Source organism: Sedimenticola hydrogenitrophicus (assembly GCF_025175675.1).
GTDB lineage: Bacteria > Pseudomonadota > Gammaproteobacteria > Chromatiales > Chromatiaceae > Sedimenticola > Sedimenticola hydrogenitrophicus.
Map to the genome: position 1 here is coordinate 1 of NZ_JANIOA010000061.1, position 17,082 is coordinate 17,082.

Annotated in this window: 14 protein-coding genes; 8 read left to right on the plus strand and 6 right to left on the minus strand. The window is 60.3% G+C overall.

Annotation, left to right across the window (positions count from 1 at the left end; translation table 11 throughout):
- Positions 1 to 298: type II toxin-antitoxin system HigB family toxin (locus NPX02_RS19865; RefSeq protein WP_260295773.1), on the minus strand; the 298-nt coding region annotated here is incomplete at its 3' end.
- Positions 299 to 720: 422 nt separating this feature from the next.
- Between NPX02_RS19865 and NPX02_RS19870 the strand changes: the two genes are divergently transcribed.
- From NPX02_RS19870 to NPX02_RS19885, 4 genes are all read left to right on the plus strand, one after another.
- Entirely contained in the window at positions 721 to 1,896 is a 1,176-nt protein-coding gene (locus NPX02_RS19870) for an ATP-binding protein (RefSeq protein WP_260295774.1), read from the plus strand.
- Between the two features lie 6 nt (positions 1,897 to 1,902).
- The gene (locus NPX02_RS19875; RefSeq protein WP_260295776.1) at positions 1,903 to 3,066 is read left to right on the plus strand and encodes a cell envelope integrity TolA family protein; all 1,164 of its coding nucleotides are present in this window, start codon (positions 1,903 to 1,905) and stop codon (positions 3,064 to 3,066) included.
- 40 nt (positions 3,067 to 3,106) lie between these two features.
- The gene (locus NPX02_RS19880; protein WP_260295777.1) at positions 3,107 to 3,394 is read left to right on the plus strand and encodes a hypothetical protein; all 288 of its coding nucleotides are present in this window, start codon (positions 3,107 to 3,109) and stop codon (positions 3,392 to 3,394) included.
- Positions 3,395 to 3,882: 488 nt separating this feature from the next.
- On the plus strand, positions 3,883 to 5,028 hold the full coding sequence (locus tag NPX02_RS19885; protein ID WP_260295779.1) for a Fic family protein: 1,146 nt from the start codon (positions 3,883 to 3,885) through the stop codon (positions 5,026 to 5,028).
- A 582-nt stretch (positions 5,029 to 5,610) separates the two neighbouring features.
- Here NPX02_RS19885 and NPX02_RS19895 read toward each other — a convergent pair.
- Together NPX02_RS19895 and NPX02_RS19900 are read right to left on the minus strand one after the other, a co-directional pair.
- On the minus strand, positions 5,611 to 6,294 hold the full coding sequence (locus tag NPX02_RS19895) for a response regulator (protein WP_260295780.1): 684 nt from the start codon (positions 6,292 to 6,294) through the stop codon (positions 5,611 to 5,613).
- A complete protein-coding gene (locus NPX02_RS19900; protein WP_335342611.1) occupies positions 6,291 to 7,940 on the minus strand; it encodes a sensor histidine kinase in 1,650 nt (549 codons plus the stop codon). Before NPX02_RS19900 ends, NPX02_RS19895 begins: the two co-directional genes overlap by 4 nt.
- 256 nt (positions 7,941 to 8,196) lie before the next feature.
- Between NPX02_RS19900 and NPX02_RS19905 the strand changes: the two genes are divergently transcribed.
- From NPX02_RS19905 to NPX02_RS19920, 4 genes are all read left to right on the plus strand, one after another.
- Entirely contained in the window at positions 8,197 to 9,174 is a 978-nt protein-coding gene (locus tag NPX02_RS19905; RefSeq protein WP_260295781.1) for a Bug family tripartite tricarboxylate transporter substrate binding protein, read from the plus strand.
- Positions 9,171 to 9,617, plus strand: a complete 447-nt coding sequence (locus tag NPX02_RS19910) for a tripartite tricarboxylate transporter TctB family protein (protein WP_260295782.1) — start codon at positions 9,171 to 9,173, stop codon at positions 9,615 to 9,617. The genes NPX02_RS19905 and NPX02_RS19910 overlap by 4 nt, the downstream gene beginning before the upstream one ends.
- The gene (locus tag NPX02_RS19915; RefSeq protein WP_260295783.1) at positions 9,617 to 11,143 is read left to right on the plus strand and encodes a tripartite tricarboxylate transporter permease; all 1,527 of its coding nucleotides are present in this window, start codon (positions 9,617 to 9,619) and stop codon (positions 11,141 to 11,143) included. Before NPX02_RS19910 ends, NPX02_RS19915 begins: the two co-directional genes overlap by 1 nt.
- A gap of 183 nt (positions 11,144 to 11,326) precedes the next feature.
- Positions 11,327 to 11,641, plus strand: coding sequence for an alpha/beta hydrolase family protein (locus NPX02_RS19920; RefSeq protein ID WP_260295785.1), 315 nt, complete (start codon positions 11,327 to 11,329; stop codon positions 11,639 to 11,641).
- Between the two features lie 536 nt (positions 11,642 to 12,177).
- On the opposite strand, the gene NPX02_RS19925 is transcribed toward NPX02_RS19920, so the two are convergent.
- Genes NPX02_RS19925 through NPX02_RS19935 form a run of 3 tightly spaced genes read right to left on the minus strand, consistent with a single transcriptional unit; the run spans position 12,178 to position 17,038 of the window.
- Complete coding sequence (locus tag NPX02_RS19925; protein ID WP_260295786.1) at positions 12,178 to 13,338, minus strand: AI-2E family transporter; 1,161 nt, start codon at positions 13,336 to 13,338, stop codon at positions 12,178 to 12,180.
- Positions 13,339 to 13,373: 35 nt separating this feature from the next.
- A complete protein-coding gene (locus NPX02_RS19930; protein WP_260295787.1) occupies positions 13,374 to 16,094 on the minus strand; it encodes a calcium-transporting P-type ATPase, PMR1-type in 2,721 nt (906 codons plus the stop codon).
- 2 nt (positions 16,095 to 16,096) lie between these two features.
- Complete coding sequence (locus NPX02_RS19935) at positions 16,097 to 17,038, minus strand: DUF808 domain-containing protein (RefSeq protein ID WP_260295788.1); 942 nt, start codon at positions 17,036 to 17,038, stop codon at positions 16,097 to 16,099.
- Positions 17,039 to 17,082: the final 44 nt, after the last annotated feature.

The following is a 17,082-nucleotide window of genomic DNA, read 5'->3' on the forward strand; positions in this document are numbered from 1 at the left end:
TGGTTTGCACATCAATCTTGTCGTATTGCTCATGGGTGCCAATAAAGCGGACGTATACGACCCTGTGGGCGTAGTTGATCCATACGACAAGTCGATACTTGTTCCCCGCAATATTGAATACCACGCGTCCATCTTTAAGGATGCTGGCATTTCCGAAGTCCTGCTTTACTTCGGCAGGTGAACTCCAGTCGGCATGCAAGGCATGACGGTGCCAGGCCAATGTTGGCTCCCTGGCATCCTGATATTCCGGGTTCTCTTCCCAGAAGGCTTTCAGCGTCGACAGTGCGATGATTCGCATGTATCAGACATACTAGTCCCAAAATGGGACTTCAGCAATAGCTTTTTTACTCATACGCTGATTTGGCTAACATCAACAACCTGTATATCCTCTTGAAATAGTGTTCGAATGAGACATTCTGTACTTACGGATTTGTGGAAAAAATGAAGTTTTTTGAAGGAATTTCTGAGCATGGTATTTTTCATGGTATTTATTGCGTGTAGTTAGGCAGATAACATCGATACCATGAGAGGCGAATTGGTACTGTCATGGTATCAGCCGCACTGAGCATTACTTGTTTAAGCAAGACCCCGGTCCGCTTTCGGCCATATCAGGCTTGTGGCAGTCAATATTTGCCAATGTTTGGCATTAACAGTACAGGAATATCAATCGATCATTCTTAAACCTTGTAAATACGGACATATATTCCTATAATGCAAGGTATGATTGATCGTCAAGTGACCGAAAAGCTTCAAGCAACCATCGCACACGTGCCCGCGGTCGCACTGCTGGGTGCACGCCAAGTCGGCAAGACAACGCTGGCAAAAACCATTGCTAAAAATATCGACTCGATTTACCTCGATTTGGAAGCCCCCGAGGATTTGCTGAAGCTCAGTGATCCCAGTAGTTTCTTAAGTTCTCACACCGACAAGCTGGTTATCCTGGATGAAATCCAGAGAGCCCCGGACTTGTTTCCTGTGCTACGGGGGCTGATCGATAAAAATCGGGAGCGGGGTCGCAGGTCAGGTCAGTTTTTACTGCTTGGGTCAGCATCAATGGATTTGATGCGCCAGTCTTCCGAAAGTCTCGCCGGCCGGATCAGTTATCTCGAGATGAGCGGCCTGAGCCTGGTTGAAGTTGATGGTTACCAACAGGAAAAGCAGACCCTGTGGCTGCGGGGTGGATTTCCTGACAGCTATCTCGCTGTAGATGATGATCTGGCCATGGACTGGCTGGAAAATCTGATTCGTACCTATCTTGAGCGCGATACTCCGCAAATGGGTTTTCGCGTTCCCGCAACAAGGTTACGTCGGCTGTGGACGATGTTGGCACATCTTCAGGGTGAAACCGTGAACTATTCCAAGCTTGCCGCAAACCTGGAAGTCGATGCCAAAACGGTAACGCACTACATTGATATTCTGACGGATCTTTTGTTGGTCAGGCGCCTTGAACCCTGGCATACAAACGTCAAGAAACGGTTAGTTAAATCTCCCCGTTTTTACGTGCGCGATAGCGGCATTTTGCATAGGTTGCTGGGAATCAGTGATTATGATGCGCTTCTGTCTAATCCGGTGTTGGGCAAAAGCTGGGAAGGGTTCGTGATCGAGAATATTCACTCGATCCTGCCTGGTCGTGCAGAAACCTACTTTTACCGGACAGCGGCTGGAGCAGAGATCGATCTGGTGATCAAGATGCCCTCGTCTGAAATTTGGGCCGTCGAGATTAAGTATGGGGTTGCCCCCAAAATTGGCAAGCATTATAGCCAGACTTGTGATGATGTTGGCGCAATGCATAAGTACATCCTTTATGGTGGCGAGGGTGAGTTTCCTGTGGGTAGTGATATAAAAGTTATTTCATTGGCAGGGCTTATGGAGCGACTTCGCTTCGCAAAAAAGTGAATCGCGATGAGTGAATACCAATACTACGAGTTTATTGCCATTGATGAGCCACTGACCCCGAAGCAGATGGCCGAACTGCGCGCGTGTTCGTCTCGCGCTAACATCACACCGACCAGTTTCGTCAATGTTTATCAGTGGGGCGATCTCAAGGCTAATCCGGTTGACTGGATGCGGCGTTACTTTGATGCCCACGTTTATGTGGCAAACTGGTGCACGTGCGTTCTCTGCCTGCGCCTGCCGAAAAGTGTTTTTGATGCAGGGATCTTCCGTGCTTTCAAAACCGAAACCACTTTTTCGGTTAAGCAGACCAGGACACACTGGCTGCTTGAATGGGTGCTGGACGAGAGTGCGAACTACGAACGCTTTGCCCAAGAGGATGGGCGAGGCTGGATGGGCAGGCTGGCGCCATTGCGTGACGAATTGCTGCGGGGCGATATGCGCCCGCTGTATCTTGGTTGGCTCGCCGGAGTTAGCGCTGGTGAAGTCAGTGAAAAGAGCGCCGAACCCCAACCTCCGCCCGGACTTTCCCGATTGAGCGCTGCCCAGCAATCGCTGGTGGAATTCCTGGAAATCGATGAGGATCTACTGTCCGCTGCCGGGCTCGTTGATCCGCCTGGTTCCAAGCACGACAGCGAGGGCGATGCGGAACTGGATATCTGGATTGCTGCACTTCCTACAGCAGAGAAAAATGCGATGCTTAAATGGTTGTTGACCGGGCATGCGCAACAGGCCGAGCGTAAACTGAAACGGCAGTTCCTGGCCTGGAGGCGAGATCAGCCGTCAGGTGCAAAGCCTGCAACGCCGCGACGCAAGGTCGCCGATCTGCATAAGCTGGCTGCATCCGCTGCCGAAGCGAGAAAGAAGCAGGCAGCTATACAACGTAAAAAGGCCGAGATCGAACGGCAGGCCAAACGAGAAACCTACTTGCGTACACTGGCTGACGACTTCAATCGATGCTGGCGGAATGCCGACAAACGTGCTGAACGTGGCATTGCTTCTACCTACGACGAGGTCAAGCGCTCACTCGTCGATCTGTCGGATGCCTACGCGTTGTGCGCGACCCGAGCCGACTTCGACCGAAGATTGGCTAAGTTTATGTCCCGGCATGGAAAACGTGGTGCCCTGGTTCGGCGCCTCGTTGAGGCGGGTCTCTGGCAGAAGTCGCAATGAAGGAAGTAAAGCCGAAAAAGGCAGCGAAGTTTACCGTGAAATGCTGGATAAACTCATAGAAGTGGCGACCGCCGATGCCTACAACGAATCGGAACAGGTCAGTGAATTCTTCACTTTGATTGAAGACAATCTTGTCGTTCCATTCACGACCCGGGTGCTTGGACAGGTAGTGACTGGGGTCGACCTCACTGAAAGTGATCAAATAGTCGCTATCTGCATGCTCGGAAACACTGCCCAGGCAATTCCGATTCTTGATCTGCCGATACCGACTCCGCTGCCAGAAGGGGCGGAATGGATAGCGGCTTCCCGCCGCTGGTGCGGAAGTTGAGGATATTTGGTCGAACCCTTGGGAATTTGTGGAAAACGCGACTTTTTGAAGGAGTTTTTGAGCATGGTATTTTTCATGGTATTTACAAAGTCGGTTTTTTTAACTAATTGAAAAATAAGATGTTAAAAGTCCAATTTACAATTGAGTGGGAGTAGGCAGAATTCGTAACACATTGAAATACAATAATAAAACAACTCTAATCAACAATATAATCTGCATCATAAATGGTATTTTTCATGGTATTTGCCGCGTATTGAAATTAGAAAACAGCGATACCATGAGAGGCGAATTGGTGCTTTCATGGTATTGATGGCGTTCAGATTTCTCTTCTCGAACGGGTGTGGCGTGATTATGGCCCATAATCACGCCAATAATAACCTATAATATGGCGTGAAAAAGCGCTAGAATCGCGCCATGACAAAGTGGCAGGATCAACAGTTTGCACGGCCGAAGGCCGCCCGGCAGGGTGCGGCACAAGGATGTGCCGCATGAAATGGATATGGCAACAGCCAGACTGGCCAAGTTTTCGCTTTGACAATCACGCGCTCGATGATCGGGAACTTGAATTTCGCATAAACTCAGAGCGTCTAGCCGGCCGCTTTGAGGCACTGCCAATGGCGTCCCAAGAGGATGCCACGATCGATTTGATGCTTTCAGAAGCCATCACAACCAGCGCCATTGAGGGCGAGGATCTGGATAGAGAATCGGTCAGGTCATCTCTACTCTCTTTAATTACATCGGATACGCTACCGGATAACTCAGACCAGAAAGCGGCGGGGGCCGCGATGCTGCTGGTGGACGTTCGTAAGAACTGGCAAACACCCCTGACACATGATCTTCTGGGCAAGTGGCAATCCATGGCTGTCCCGGAACAGCGCTACACGCCTATTCTGCGAGGTGCATACCGCAACGATCCTTCGCCAATGCAAATAGTGAGCGGGCCTTACGGTCGGGAAAAGGTTCACTATGAAGCCCCGCCAGCAACTCAGGTGCCTGACGAAATGGCGAGGTTCATCGACTGGTACAACCAGACCAGCTCTTTGTATGGAGGCAAGAAGATGCCCGGGATTGCCCGAGCAGGGACTGCCCATCTTTGGTTCGAGGTGATTCATCCCTTCGATGATGGGAATGGGCGAGTCGGTAGGGCGATTGCTGACCATGCGCTTTCGCAGTCTCTCGGCTATCCGACCACGGCTTGTCTTGCCACGGCGATAGAGGGAGACAAAAAATCTTATTATCTACAACTGGAGAAAGCGAGCCGTGGAAGCCTGGATGTTAATGACTGGCTTGATTTCTTTGCAAATAAGGTCATCAAGGCACAGGAAATTGCCAGGGAAGAAGTGGATTTTGTACTGGCCAAGACACGTTTCTACGAAGCCTACGGCGACCAGTTGAACGACCGGCAGGCCAGGATGGTGTCGCGAGTGTTCGCTGAAGGTCGAAAGGGCTTTGAAGGCGGAATAACGACCAAGAAATATGAAGCTATCACCAAGTGCCCCAATCGCACAGCCAGCCGTGATCTTTCTGACCTGGTTACCAAGGGTATTATCATCCCGTTACCAGGTGGTGGTAGAACCACGCGCTATGAGTTAACGACCGTTAATCCGGCTGTGCAAGGTCTGATGAAGAAATGATCTTCTTCGGGAGTTGGGATTTTTGGATGATAATCAGCAACAATTACTGGACATGGTATTTTTCATGGTATTGTCACTACCTCAATATTTAGGCCATTGATTTTAAATGGTAAAAATTGCCTGTTTACAATCGAGTGGGAGTGACCGGCACTGGCAGGTAATATCTGGCACTGGCTGGCATCACAGCTGAGGCTTCAAGATTCCGCAGTTGAGCGATAGACTGTATAAAAACGTAGTATCCAAGGACGCGGATCATGCCCCAGGCGGCGGCAAGGATGACCGCTCGGGATAGAGATGCTGGTCGTTACCAGCGCCATGGGCCCGAGCAAACCCTTCTATATAAGATCGTCGAGAAGTATTACCCGGCATTCACTGCCCATTTGGCGGCGTAGGGCAGGGAACTGCCTGGGTATGTCCGGCGCGAATTCGAAGATTACCTCAAATGCGGTCGGTTGGAACACGGCTTTTTGCGGGTACTCTGCGCCCGCTTTCATGGCGTGTTTGTGCCCAACAGTAAACGCCGAGATCGTCGCCCGTCCGGACGCCAGAGGCATGCACCACAGCGGAAATTGGTTTATCTCTTCACTTGAGACAGTAGCGCCGCTCGGGACGTCCGACACTGCCGTAGGTCACCTCCGCGGAGAGTTCCGCGGTGCCTACCAGATACTCGAGGTAGCGGCGGGCGGTGGTGCGGGAGGCGCCCATGGCGGCGCCCACTTCCTCAGCGCTCCACTGCCCGCCGGCGGTCACGACCGCGCGGATCTTGTCCAGGGTCAGGGCGTCAATGCCCTTGGGCAGGCGCTGATCCCGGTTCGCGGACTCTTCGGCCGAGCCCCGGGGCAGCAGGGCGTCGACTTCTTTCTGGGCCAGTTGGTTCAGGCCTGACAGGTGTGCCAGGTGGTCACGATAGCGGCTGACGGCTTCCTGCAGGCGTTCGAACACCAGGGGTTTGAGGATGTAGTCGAACACGCCGCCCCGCAGGGCGCTGCGCAGGGTATCCACCTCCTTGGCGGCGGTAATGAGGATGACATCGCTGCTGCTGTCCCGGGCCCGCAACTCCCGCAGCAGGTCCAGGCCGTTGCCGTCGGGGAAGTGGACGTCGAGCAGGATCAGGTCCGGCGCCATCACCTCCACCAGGTCCCGGGCATCCGCCAGGGTGTGGGCAATACCGCAAAGCTCGATATGCTCCAGTCGTTCCACGAATCTACGCTGGATCTCCGCAATCTTGCGGTCATCTTCGATGATCAGCAGTTGAATGGGGGTCAAGGGGCATTCCTCTTTTCCGGAGTGCTTGCTTTGAAGGTCTTGGCTTCCGGTGTCTTGGGCAGGTACAGGGTAAAACGACTGCCGCCCTCGGGCCGGTTCTCCACGGTCACGGAGCCGCCCCAGCGGTTGAGGAACTGGCGCACCAGGTGCAGGCCGATGCCGTGTTCCTCACCCTGCTTGGTGCTGACGCCCCGCTCGAAGATCTTCTGCTGGGCCTCTTCCGATATGCCGGGGCCCTGGTCCTCCACCTCAAAGATTAGCTCATTGCCCAGGTCGGTCATGGACAACTGGACGCGTCCGCCCTCGCCGGTGTGCAGGCGGGTGGCTTCCAGGGCATTGTCGATCAGGTTGCCCAGCACGCTAACCAGTTGGTCCCGGGGCAGGCCAGGGGGGATGTCCGCCATCCGGCTATCCGGGTCGATGTCCAGGCGCAGGCCCATTTCCCGGGCGCGATTGTACTTGCCCAGCAGGCAGCCGGCGATGACCGGGTCTGGCACGGCTTCCAACAGCAGGTGGATCAGCGCCTGGTGGTCGCTGACTTCGCTGCCGATGAGGGCCAGCGCCTCTTCGGTGGCGCCGATCTGGATCAGCCCGGCGATGGTGTGCAGCTTGTTGGAATACTCGTGGGTCTGGCTGCGCAGGGTATCGGCGTATTGCTGGATACGGGTGAGCTGACGGCTGACCTGGTCCACTTCGTCGCGCAGGCGGAAGCTGGACACCACGCCGGTGATCTCGTCCCCCTGGCGCACCGGCAGGCGATTGACGATCATATGTCGGCCCCGCAGCCACACTTCCCGGTCAAAATCCGGCTTGCCGGAGTCCAGTACGGAGAGCAGGTCGCTCTCCGGCAGTATATCGAGCAGTGGTTTGCCGGCCAGGGTTGTCTCGGCCTCGAGCCCCAGGGTCTCCAGGGCGGCGCGGTTGACGGTGGTGATGATACCCTCCCGGTTGATGGCGATGATGCCCTCGCGCACGGACTGCAAGGTGGCCTCCCGCTCCTGGAACAAGCGGGCGATTTCCCTGGGTTCCAGGCCGAAGATGGCTCGCTTGAAACGGCCCGCGATGACGATAGCGGCGATGATGCTCACCAGCAGCATCAGGCCCACCACACCGTAGAGCACGAAATTGTAGCGCTGGATGGTGGTCTCCACCTGATCCACACCGTAGCCCACCGAGACGATGCCGATGATCTCACCGCTGTCGGGTACCACCACCGGGGCCTTGCCACGCACGGATTCCCCGAGGCTGCCCATGGCCCTGGCTACATAGGCCTGGCCGTGCACCAGGGCCTGGCGGCCATCATCGCCGTCGTCGTCGGCCATGGAGTGGCCGAGCCGGTTCGGGTCCGGGTGGGCCAGACGGATGGCGTTGTGATCGCCAATCACGATAAACAGCGCCTCGTTGGTGGTCGCCAATCGCTGGGCGAGCCGAGTGAGGCCGCTGACGTCCCGGGAGTGCACCCCCGAGATCACCGCCGGGGCCGCCGCCACGGTCTTGGCTACCATCAGGGCCCGCTGGCCAATCTGGTCATACAGCGAGTTGCTGAGGTAGTAGCCGGCGAACACTCCAATCAGGATCGTCTGCAGCGCGCTGACGAGGCCGAGGGTGAGGATCATCCGGGTCTTGAGCTTGGTTTTTCGGAACACGGATCTCGTAAACCGGTTTTGTTGTCGTTTGATATCAGACTAAAGCACCCGGACGATTTTTGCCCGTGAATTTTATGATCCAAACGTCCTTTAGTTTCTTTAAAGGCATTACGCCCACAAACTTCAGGTGCCGATGATCTCCTTTTACCCTGTCAGTGAGTCGCTTCTATCTTCGATCCGGTCAAGAACCAGACCAGGGTTTTGCCAACAAAAGGCCCCAAGGAGCGACCACCAAAACAATTGAGAGGAGACGATCATGTTATTCAAACAAACCTTGTCCTTCGTGGCGGCGTCTGTCGTAACGTTTTCCGCCATGGCCTGGCAACCTTCCGGAAAAGTCGAATGCATCGCCCCTGCCGATCCGGGCGGTGGCTGGGATTTCACCTGTCGCAGCGTCGGTAACGTGATGCAACAGTTGGGGCTGGTAAGCGGCAGTGTCCAGACCCTCAACATGGCGGGCGCCGGTGGCGGTGTCGCCTTCGCCCACACCGTCAGTAAACGCGCCAAGGATGACAAGGTGCTGGTGGCGGCATCGACGGCCACCACCACCCGCCTGGCACAAAAGCAGTTCCCGGGCATGGATGCGGGTATGGTGACCTGGGTCGGTGCCCTGGGGGCTGACTACGGCATCATCGCCGTGGGCAAGGATTCCCGGTACCAGGACCTGAACCAACTGCTGGCGGCGGTAAAGGAAAATCCCAAGGCTGTAAAGTTCGCCGGTGGCAGCGCCCGTGGTGGCTGGGACCACCTCAAGGTGTTGATTGCCGCCAAGGCGGCCGGTGCCGACCAGTTGCCGTCCATTCCTTACCTCTCCTACAACAATGGCGGTGAGGCCATGACCCAGGTGGTCGGTGGCCAGGTGGATGCCTTTACCGGAGATATCTCCGAAGCCACCGGCTTTATGGAGTCCGGTGACCTGCGGGTCCTGGCGGTGCTGGCTGACGAGCGGCTACCCGGCAAGTTCAGTGATATTGCCACCGCCAAGGAGCAGGGTATCGATGCGGTGAGCCCGAACTGGCGCGGATTCTACATGCCCAAGGGCGCCTCCGAAGAGGCCAAGGACTACTGGGTCAAGGCAGTGGACACGCTGTATACCAGCGACGCGTGGAAAAAGGTCATGGCAAGCAACGGCCTGATCCCGTTCCACCCGCCGGCGGACGAGTTTGACGGCTTCGTCCGCAAGCAGGTGCAGGAGATCGAAACCCTCTCCCGTGAAATAGGTCTGCTGAAATGAGCGGCCTGGGCGATCGCATCCTCGGCCTGGGTCTCCTGGTCCTCGCCGTGGCCTATGGCTGGACTGCCCAACAGTGGCCCGAGCCGTTTGGCGGCGCGGAGGGCGTCGGCCCGGAAACCTTTCCCACCATTCTCTCGGTGGTGCTGGTGGCCGGCAGCCTCTACCTGATGGTCAAGCCGGATCCGGACGCCCAGTGGCCGCTGGGCAAGACCGCCCTGGAACTGCTCATCTCCCTGGTGGTGCTGGTGATCTATGCCATGCTGCTGGAGCCCCTGGGCTTTGTCATTGCCACCACCCTCGCTGTCGGCACCCTGAGCTGGCGCATGGGGGCGCGGCCGGTACGGGCCTTTCTGACCGGACTGGTCAGCGCCGTGGTGGTGTTTGTACTGTTCAACTACGGCCTGGACCTGAGCCTGCCGGCGGGCCTGCTGGAGGTGAGCTGATGGAAACTCTTGGCTTTCTGATGGACGGGTTTGCGGTGGCGCTAACGCCGTACAACCTGATGTTTGCCCTGTTTGGAGCCATCGTGGGTACCCTGATCGGCTGTCTGCCGGGGCTGGGGCCCGCCAATGGCGTGGCGATCCTGATTCCGCTGGCGTTTACCCTCGGGCTGCCGCCGGAAACCGCCATGATCCTGCTGACGTCGGTGTATGCCGGGGCCATGTACGGTGGGCGGATCTCCTCCATCCTGCTCAACATTCCCGGTGATGAACCGGCGATGATGACCTGCCTGGACGGCTATCCCATGGCCCGCAAGGGGCGGGCGGCGGACGCCCTGGCGGTGTCGGCGGTTGCCTCCTTTACCGGCGGCCTGATCGGTACCATCGGCCTGATCATGCTGGCGCCGGTGCTGGCCCGGTTCGCACTGACCTTTGGTCCGGCGGAGTATTTCGCGCTGTTCCTGCTGGCGTTCGCGACCCTGGGCGGGATTACCGGCAAGAACCCGATGAAGACGGTGATTGCGGCCACCCTAGGCATCATGATCTCCACCGTGGGTATTGATATCTCCACCGGCACCCAGCGCTATACATTCGGGGTACTGGAGCTGTACGAGGGGATCGACTTCATACTTGCCATCGTCGGTCTGTTCGCCATCTCCGAACTGCTGTTCTTTGTGGAAATCCGCGTCGGCGAAGGGCACAGGAAGATCAACGTGGGCAAGCTGACCCTAACCTTCAAGGAGCTGGTGTCTACCATCCCAACCCAACTGCGGGGCGGAGTCCTGGGCTTTATCGCCGGTGTACTGCCGGGAGCCGGTGCCTCCCTGGGCAGCTTTCTCAGCTACACCCTGGAGAAGCAGATCGTGGGCAGGAAGGGCACGTTTGGTGAAGGGGATATCCGTGGCGTAGCGGCGCCGGAGGCCGGCAACAACGGTGCTTCCTCCGGTGCCCTGGTGCCCATGTTGACCCTCGGTGTACCGGGTAGCGGTACCACGGCGGTGCTGTTGGCTATGCTGATCTCCCTGAACATCACTCCGGGGCCGCTGATGTTCACTCAGAATGCCGACATCGTCTGGGGTGTGATCGCGGCGCTGCTGATCGGCAACGTGCTGTTGCTGGTGCTGAACATTCCGCTGGTGGGCTTCTTCGTGAGGCTGCTGTCGGTGCCCCCCATGTACCTGCTGCCGATCGTGACCATGGTGGCGTTCGTGGGTATCTACTCCATCAGCCACAGTGCGTTTGATCTCTACTTCATGGTGGCCTTTGGGGTGGCCGGCTATTTCCTGCGCAAGCTGGAGATTCCGTTGGTGCCGGTTATCCTGGGCCTGTTGTTGGGGCCGGAGATGGAGAAGAACCTGGGGCATGCCCTGATACTGTCCGACGGCGACTGGAGCATCCTCTGGGCCAGCCCCCTGGCCATGGGGCTCTGGCTGGTGGCCGGCCTGGGATTGGCGTTGCCCTGCCTGGTTGGCCCCCTGCTACGCCGGCGGATGAACGCGGCGATCAAGGAGACCCCGGTCAGCGATTGATGGTCCTGTCGATTCTCCACCTGACGATTTTGTGTCAACCTTGCACCGGGCCCCGCCCGGTAATTTTTTGTCTGCCTCGCAGGGCCGATATAGCCGGTGGTTTGAGAGAGCGCGAGGTTACCCCGACCGGGAGCAGGACTGAATGCAGCGAATGCGCGCCGCCTGGCCTATCCTGAATGCCAGGTGCCGCACACCGACAGGGAGGATAGCGGCATAAAATGGGCGGGCAGACTCGCAAGGCTCGTCATCGCGCCATTGCTGGTGCTTCTCTGCACCAGCACGATCGCGGGCACTATCCACACCTTCAGCTTATACGCAGGGTCCTATCCCGGTTCGCGCGACCGCCAGTACAAGGTGTACGTCCCGGAAGACCTCGCCGCACCCGCCCCGCTCGTCATGGCGCTGCACGGCTGCCGGCAGACCAACGACGACGTGCTGCGCGACCGGGGCCTGACGGGGCGGTGGTATGCGTTGGCCCCGGCGGTGTGCCGGGAATAGGAAACGGTTTTTCCCGGTCACGCGGCGTGCCGTCCCATCAGCGCATTGACCAGCCCGTGTACCAGCACGGATGCAAAGAACAACAGCGCCGCGGCCAGTGCAGTAGTCCAGATCAGCGCCGGGCTCCAGTCCGGGTGCCTGGCCGCTTGCGATGGAGCCGGTTCGCAGCTGGAACTTCTGGCGCGGCAAACTGCTCCTTTTTTTCCTCTTCCGGGAACTACTTCTCCGTCGGGCTTATCTGGAACACTACGGCTCGGGCCGGCTTGTCCGTCGTATTCAGAGCACTCATCCGCGTGTCCAACGGTTCCGCAACCGCTTCAGCTGCCTTGATCGACCTGGTTTTGTCGCCGACATCAAGAGCAAGCTCACCCTCAACCACGTAGACATAAACCGGGCTCGGTCGCCGTTTACAGACGTCTCGTGCATGTTGCAGAACGCGCGGCCATCATGCGCAAACGAAACTGCAGCGAGCTCAATTCGGGTTATGTCATCGCGGAACGGATACTGAGTCGCAGTGCCTGACGTGAGGCGCGGCGTCAATCGGTTGTGGTTTCCCCCTCCTGATCCAGGTCACCCGTCTTGCCGGGCTCGGCGGCCTGTAGCCGTTCTTCCAGCCATTCGCGCCAAACCGCCAGCATGACGGTCAATACGATGGGGCCGAGGAACAGGCCGACCAGTCCGAAGGCGCGCAGGCCTCCGAATACGCCGAGCAGTACCAGGAAGAACGGCACCCGCGCCGCGCTGCTGATGGCCAGCGGCCGGATCACGTTATCGATCATGCTGACGATCAGGGCGCCCCACAGCAGTAGGCCGATACCTGCCCAGAGCTCGCCCGTCGCCAGCAACCACAGTCCGGCCGCGCCCCAGACCAGCGGCGCGCCGAACGGGACCAGGGCCAGCAGGGCCGTCAGCGCGCCCAGCAACGCGGGCGTGTCCAGCCCCGCCACCCAATAGCCGAGTCCGGCCAGCGCGCCCTGGGCGAGGGCGGTCAGGACCAGGCCATACACCACGCCCCGGGTGGTGGCCGTCACCGCGCGCCAATAGCCCTCAACCCGCACGCCCAGGAACCGCCGCAGCACCCGTTGGCTCTCCGACAGGATGCGCTCGCCGTCGCGAAACAGAAAGAACAGCGCCAGCAAGGTGATACCGAGCTTGAAGACATTGCGCCCGATCGCGCCGAGTATCCCGCGCGCCTCCTCCAGCCATGGGGAACCCTGTGCGGTTAGCCAGTCGCGGATGGTGGTCGGGTCGCCGGCAAGGCGCTCCAGCAGCGCCGTGAGCTGATTGCCCAACCAGGGTATCTCGGCCAGCGACGCGGGGAGGGTGAGCGGACCCTGGTCCAGTCGCGCTTGCACCGTCCGGTAGGCGCCCGCCAGTTCATCGCCCAGCATCGCGGTAATCACCAGCAGGGGGATTACGAGCGCCGTGGTAAGCAATAGCGTCATCAACCCGGCGGCGAGATTGTCGCGGCCACCGAGGCGCATGCGCAGCCCCTGGTACAGGGGCCAGCTGGAGTACACCAGCACCGTGCCCCAGACCAGGGGGATGAGAAAATCCCGCAGAACCAGGTAGCTCAGGCTCAGCAGCAGCGCCAGTAGCAGCCCCACCGCCAGCATGCCGATGGGATTGGCACGCGCGCGCTGGCGCTCGGCCGACGACGTGACCGGCGTTGCCTGTTGCTCGTTGTCGTTCATCATGGGCATTTGATCCTGTCTGTACTTATCGGCCTGAATCAGTGGTTGGGTGTCCGGTTGGCCGCCTCGGTTGGCCGCCATATTCGGGTGATCCCTTTACGGGCTTCGTTCAGGACCAGGATGGAGGCGGCCACGCCGGAGGCCAGCAGCCAGTCCTGCGCGTCGAGCGCGACGGTATGAAAAATCGCCTGGGCGGGTGGCCAGTGCACCGCCAGCACCTGTAATGTCAGCACCCCACCCAGCGCCAGCCACAGCTTGCCGTTGGTGAAGAGATAGGCGCGGAAGATGGAGGCCGCACCGGCGCGGGCGTTGAAGACATTGAACACCTGGAACAGCACAAAGGTGGTGAAGGCCAGGGTCAGCGCCTGCTCTTGAGCCATGGTTTGCAGGGCGTAATGCAGCACGCCCAGGGTGCCCGCGGTCATGATCACGCCATAGAACAGCAGCTTGGCCAGGCGCGGCAGGGTCATGATGCGCGCATCCGGGTCGCGCGGTGGCTGGTCCATGATGCCGGGACGGGCCGGGTCCAGGCCCAGGGCCATTGCCGGCGGGCCGTCCATGATGATGTTGACCCACAGGATCTGGATGGCGTTGAACGGCAGCGGCAGACCCAGCAATGGCGCCAGGCTCACGGTCAGGATGGCGCCGATGTTGGTGGAGAGCTGAAAGCGCACGAACTTGACGATGTTGTCGTAGATGGCGCGGCCCTCCTCGACGGCATGCACGATGGTGGCGAAGTTGTCGTCGGTGAGCACCATGGTGGCGGCCTCGCGGGTGACATCGGTGCCGGTGACGCCCATGGCCACACCAATGTCGGCGCGCTTGAGGGCCGGGGCGTCGTTGACGCCGTCGCCGGTCATGGCCACCACATGTCCCCGGCGCTGCAGGGCCTGCACCAGGCGTACCTTGTGCTCCGGGGCGACCCGGGCGAACACCGTAGTCCGCTCGAGGCGCTCGGCGAGCCGGGCGTCGTCCAGATCGTCCAGCTCGGCACCGGTGAGGGTGTCGCCCTCCAGTCCCAGGCCACCGGCGATGGCGCCAGCGGTGACCTTGTGATCGCCGGTGATCATCTTGACCTGGATGCCGGCGCGGCGGCACAAGGCGATAGCCTCGGCCGCCTCCGGCCGGGGCGGGTCCAGCAGGCCGACCAGCCCCAGCAGGGTGAGCCCTTGCACATGAGCCGGCAAATCACCGGCTGGGTCGAACGCCTGGCCCGGCAGGGTGGTGTGGGCCAGCGCCAGCACCCGCAGACCCTGTCCGGCCATCGCCTCGTTCTCGGCGGCGACGGCAGCGTGCTGCGGGTCATCCAGTGGCGCCTCGCCGTTCCGGCCGATCAGGTGCGCGCAGCGTCCGATCAGGATGTCCGGCGCGCCTTTGACATACACCTGTACCCTGTCGCCGTCATGGTGAAAGGTGGCCATGAACTTGTGCGACGAGTCGAACGGGATCTCGGCGATGCGCGGCAGTCGCTCGCGCGCCGCGCTTTCGTCCAGGCCGCCCTTGCGGGCGAGCACCAGCAGCGCGCCCTCGGTAGGATCGCCGATCACCTGTTCGGCACGCAGCTGGCTGTCGTTGCACAGGGCGGCGGTCTCCAGCAGCTGCCTCAACTCGGGCGCGTCGGCGGTGTCCAGCGCCCGAATCTCGCCCTCCGGCTCATAACCCTGGCCGCTTACCTCGAGGTGTTGTTGCCCGGTCCAGAGGCGGCGCGCGGTCATCTGATTGAGGGTCAGAGTGCCGGTCTTGTCGCTACAGATGACCGTGGTGCAGCCCAGGGTCTCCACCGCCGCCAGGCGCTTGACGATGGCGTGCCGTCGCGCCATGCGGTGCATGCCCAGCGCCAGCGTGATGGTGACCACCGCCGGCAGCCCCTCGGGGATGGCCGCCACCGCCAGCGCGATGGCAGTCAGGATGAGCGTGACCAGGGGCTCGCCGCGTAGCAGGCCGGCGAGCAGGATCAGGGTCACCACCACGCCGGCGATGGCGGCCAGGCGCTTGCCCAGGCTATCCAGCTGAAGCTGCAGCGGGGTGGGGGTGGTTTCGCCGCTGGCGAGCATCCCGGCCAGCCGGCCCGTCTCGGTGCGCATGCCGGTGGCGGTGACCAGCAGCTCGGCGCGCCCGCGGGTCACCACCGTGTTCATGTAGACCATATTGTGGCGCTCGGCCAGTGGCGTAGCGGCGGCGCAGGGCTCGGTATCCTTGCCCGCGGGGGTCGATTCCCCGGTGAGGGTGGACTCATCCACTTCCAGGCCGCGGGCGACCACCAGCCGGCCGTCGGCCGGGACCTTGTCGCCGGCATCCAGCAGCACGGTATCCCCGGGCACCAGCTCCCCGGCGGGGATCATCCCACTGCGCCCGTTGCGGCGCACTTCCGCCTCGGGCGCCAGCATGTTCGTGAGTGCGGCCATGGCGCGCTCGGCCCGGTACTCCTGACGGAAGCCGAGCAGGGCGTTGAAGATCACCACCGCCAGGATGACCAGCGCGTCCTTCAGATCGCCGATGGTGCCGGCCAGCACCGCTGCCACGATCAACACCAGGATCAGCAGGCTCCTGAACTGATCGAGGAACACCCGCCAGGGGCTGCGCCCGGGCGGTTCGGTCAGGCGGTTTTCGCCGTAACGCGCGCGGCGTTCCCGGACCTCGGCGTCCGATAGACCGTCGCCCGGATCGGCATCAAGCCGCGCCGCCACCGCGTCGACCAGCAGGGCATGCCAGGGCGGAGATTCCGGCTTGTCCGGTATCGGGGTGGTATTTTCCGCCATCCTCATCCCTCGCGAAGGCCGATGCTCTGTCGCAGGCGCCGCAGGCCCAGCATGGCCGCCAGGGCCAGGGCTCCGGCCGCCAGCCCGATCACCGCATCGAACAGCCAGGGTGTGAACATCCCGGGCACGGACCCCATGCCCTGGGTCAGACCCTCGAGGGCATGATGCAGAAGCGGCCATCCGTGGACCAGGATGCCGCCGCCGACCAGGAACATGGCGGCCGTGCCCACCACGGACACCAGGCGCATGAACTGCGGTGCGATGTAGAGCACAGCTCGCCCCAGCGCGCGGCGGATGTCGCCCCGGAAGTCCGTGCCCGCGCCCTCGACCAGCGCCAGCCCGGCGTCGTCGAGTTTGACGATGGCGGCGACCAGTCCGTAGACACCGACGGTGGCCAGCAGCGCGATCAGTGAGACCACCAGGGTACGGGTCAGGATGTCCAGCGTCTGGGCGGTGCCGAGCGCAATCACAACGATCTCGGCGGAGAGGATGAAATCGGTGCGGATCGCGCCCCTGATTTGCGCCTTTTCCACCGCCAGCACATCGGCGCGGGTTTCGCTTGCCGCCACCACCAGCGCCTGGTGGTGGGCGGCGTCCGCCTCGGGCGCGTGCAGCCAGCGGTGGGCGATCTTCTCGACCCCCTCGTAACATAGATAGAGTCCGCCGACCATCAACAGCGGCGTGATCAGCCAGGGCAGAAAGGCGCTGATCAGCAGCGCCGCCGGCACCAGGATCAGCTTGTTGACCAGCGAACCCCTGGCCACGGCCCACACCACCGGCAGCTCGCGTTCGGCACGCACCCCACCGACCTGCTGCGCGTTGAGTGCGAGGTCGTCGCCGAGCACGCCGGCGGTCTTTTTCGCCGCCAGTTTCGAGTATACCGCGACGTCGTCGAGCAACGCGGTGATGTCATCGAGCAGGGCAAGTAATCCAACACCGGCCATTGGCATGTATCCTTATATTGGTTGTGGTCAACACAATGAAAAAA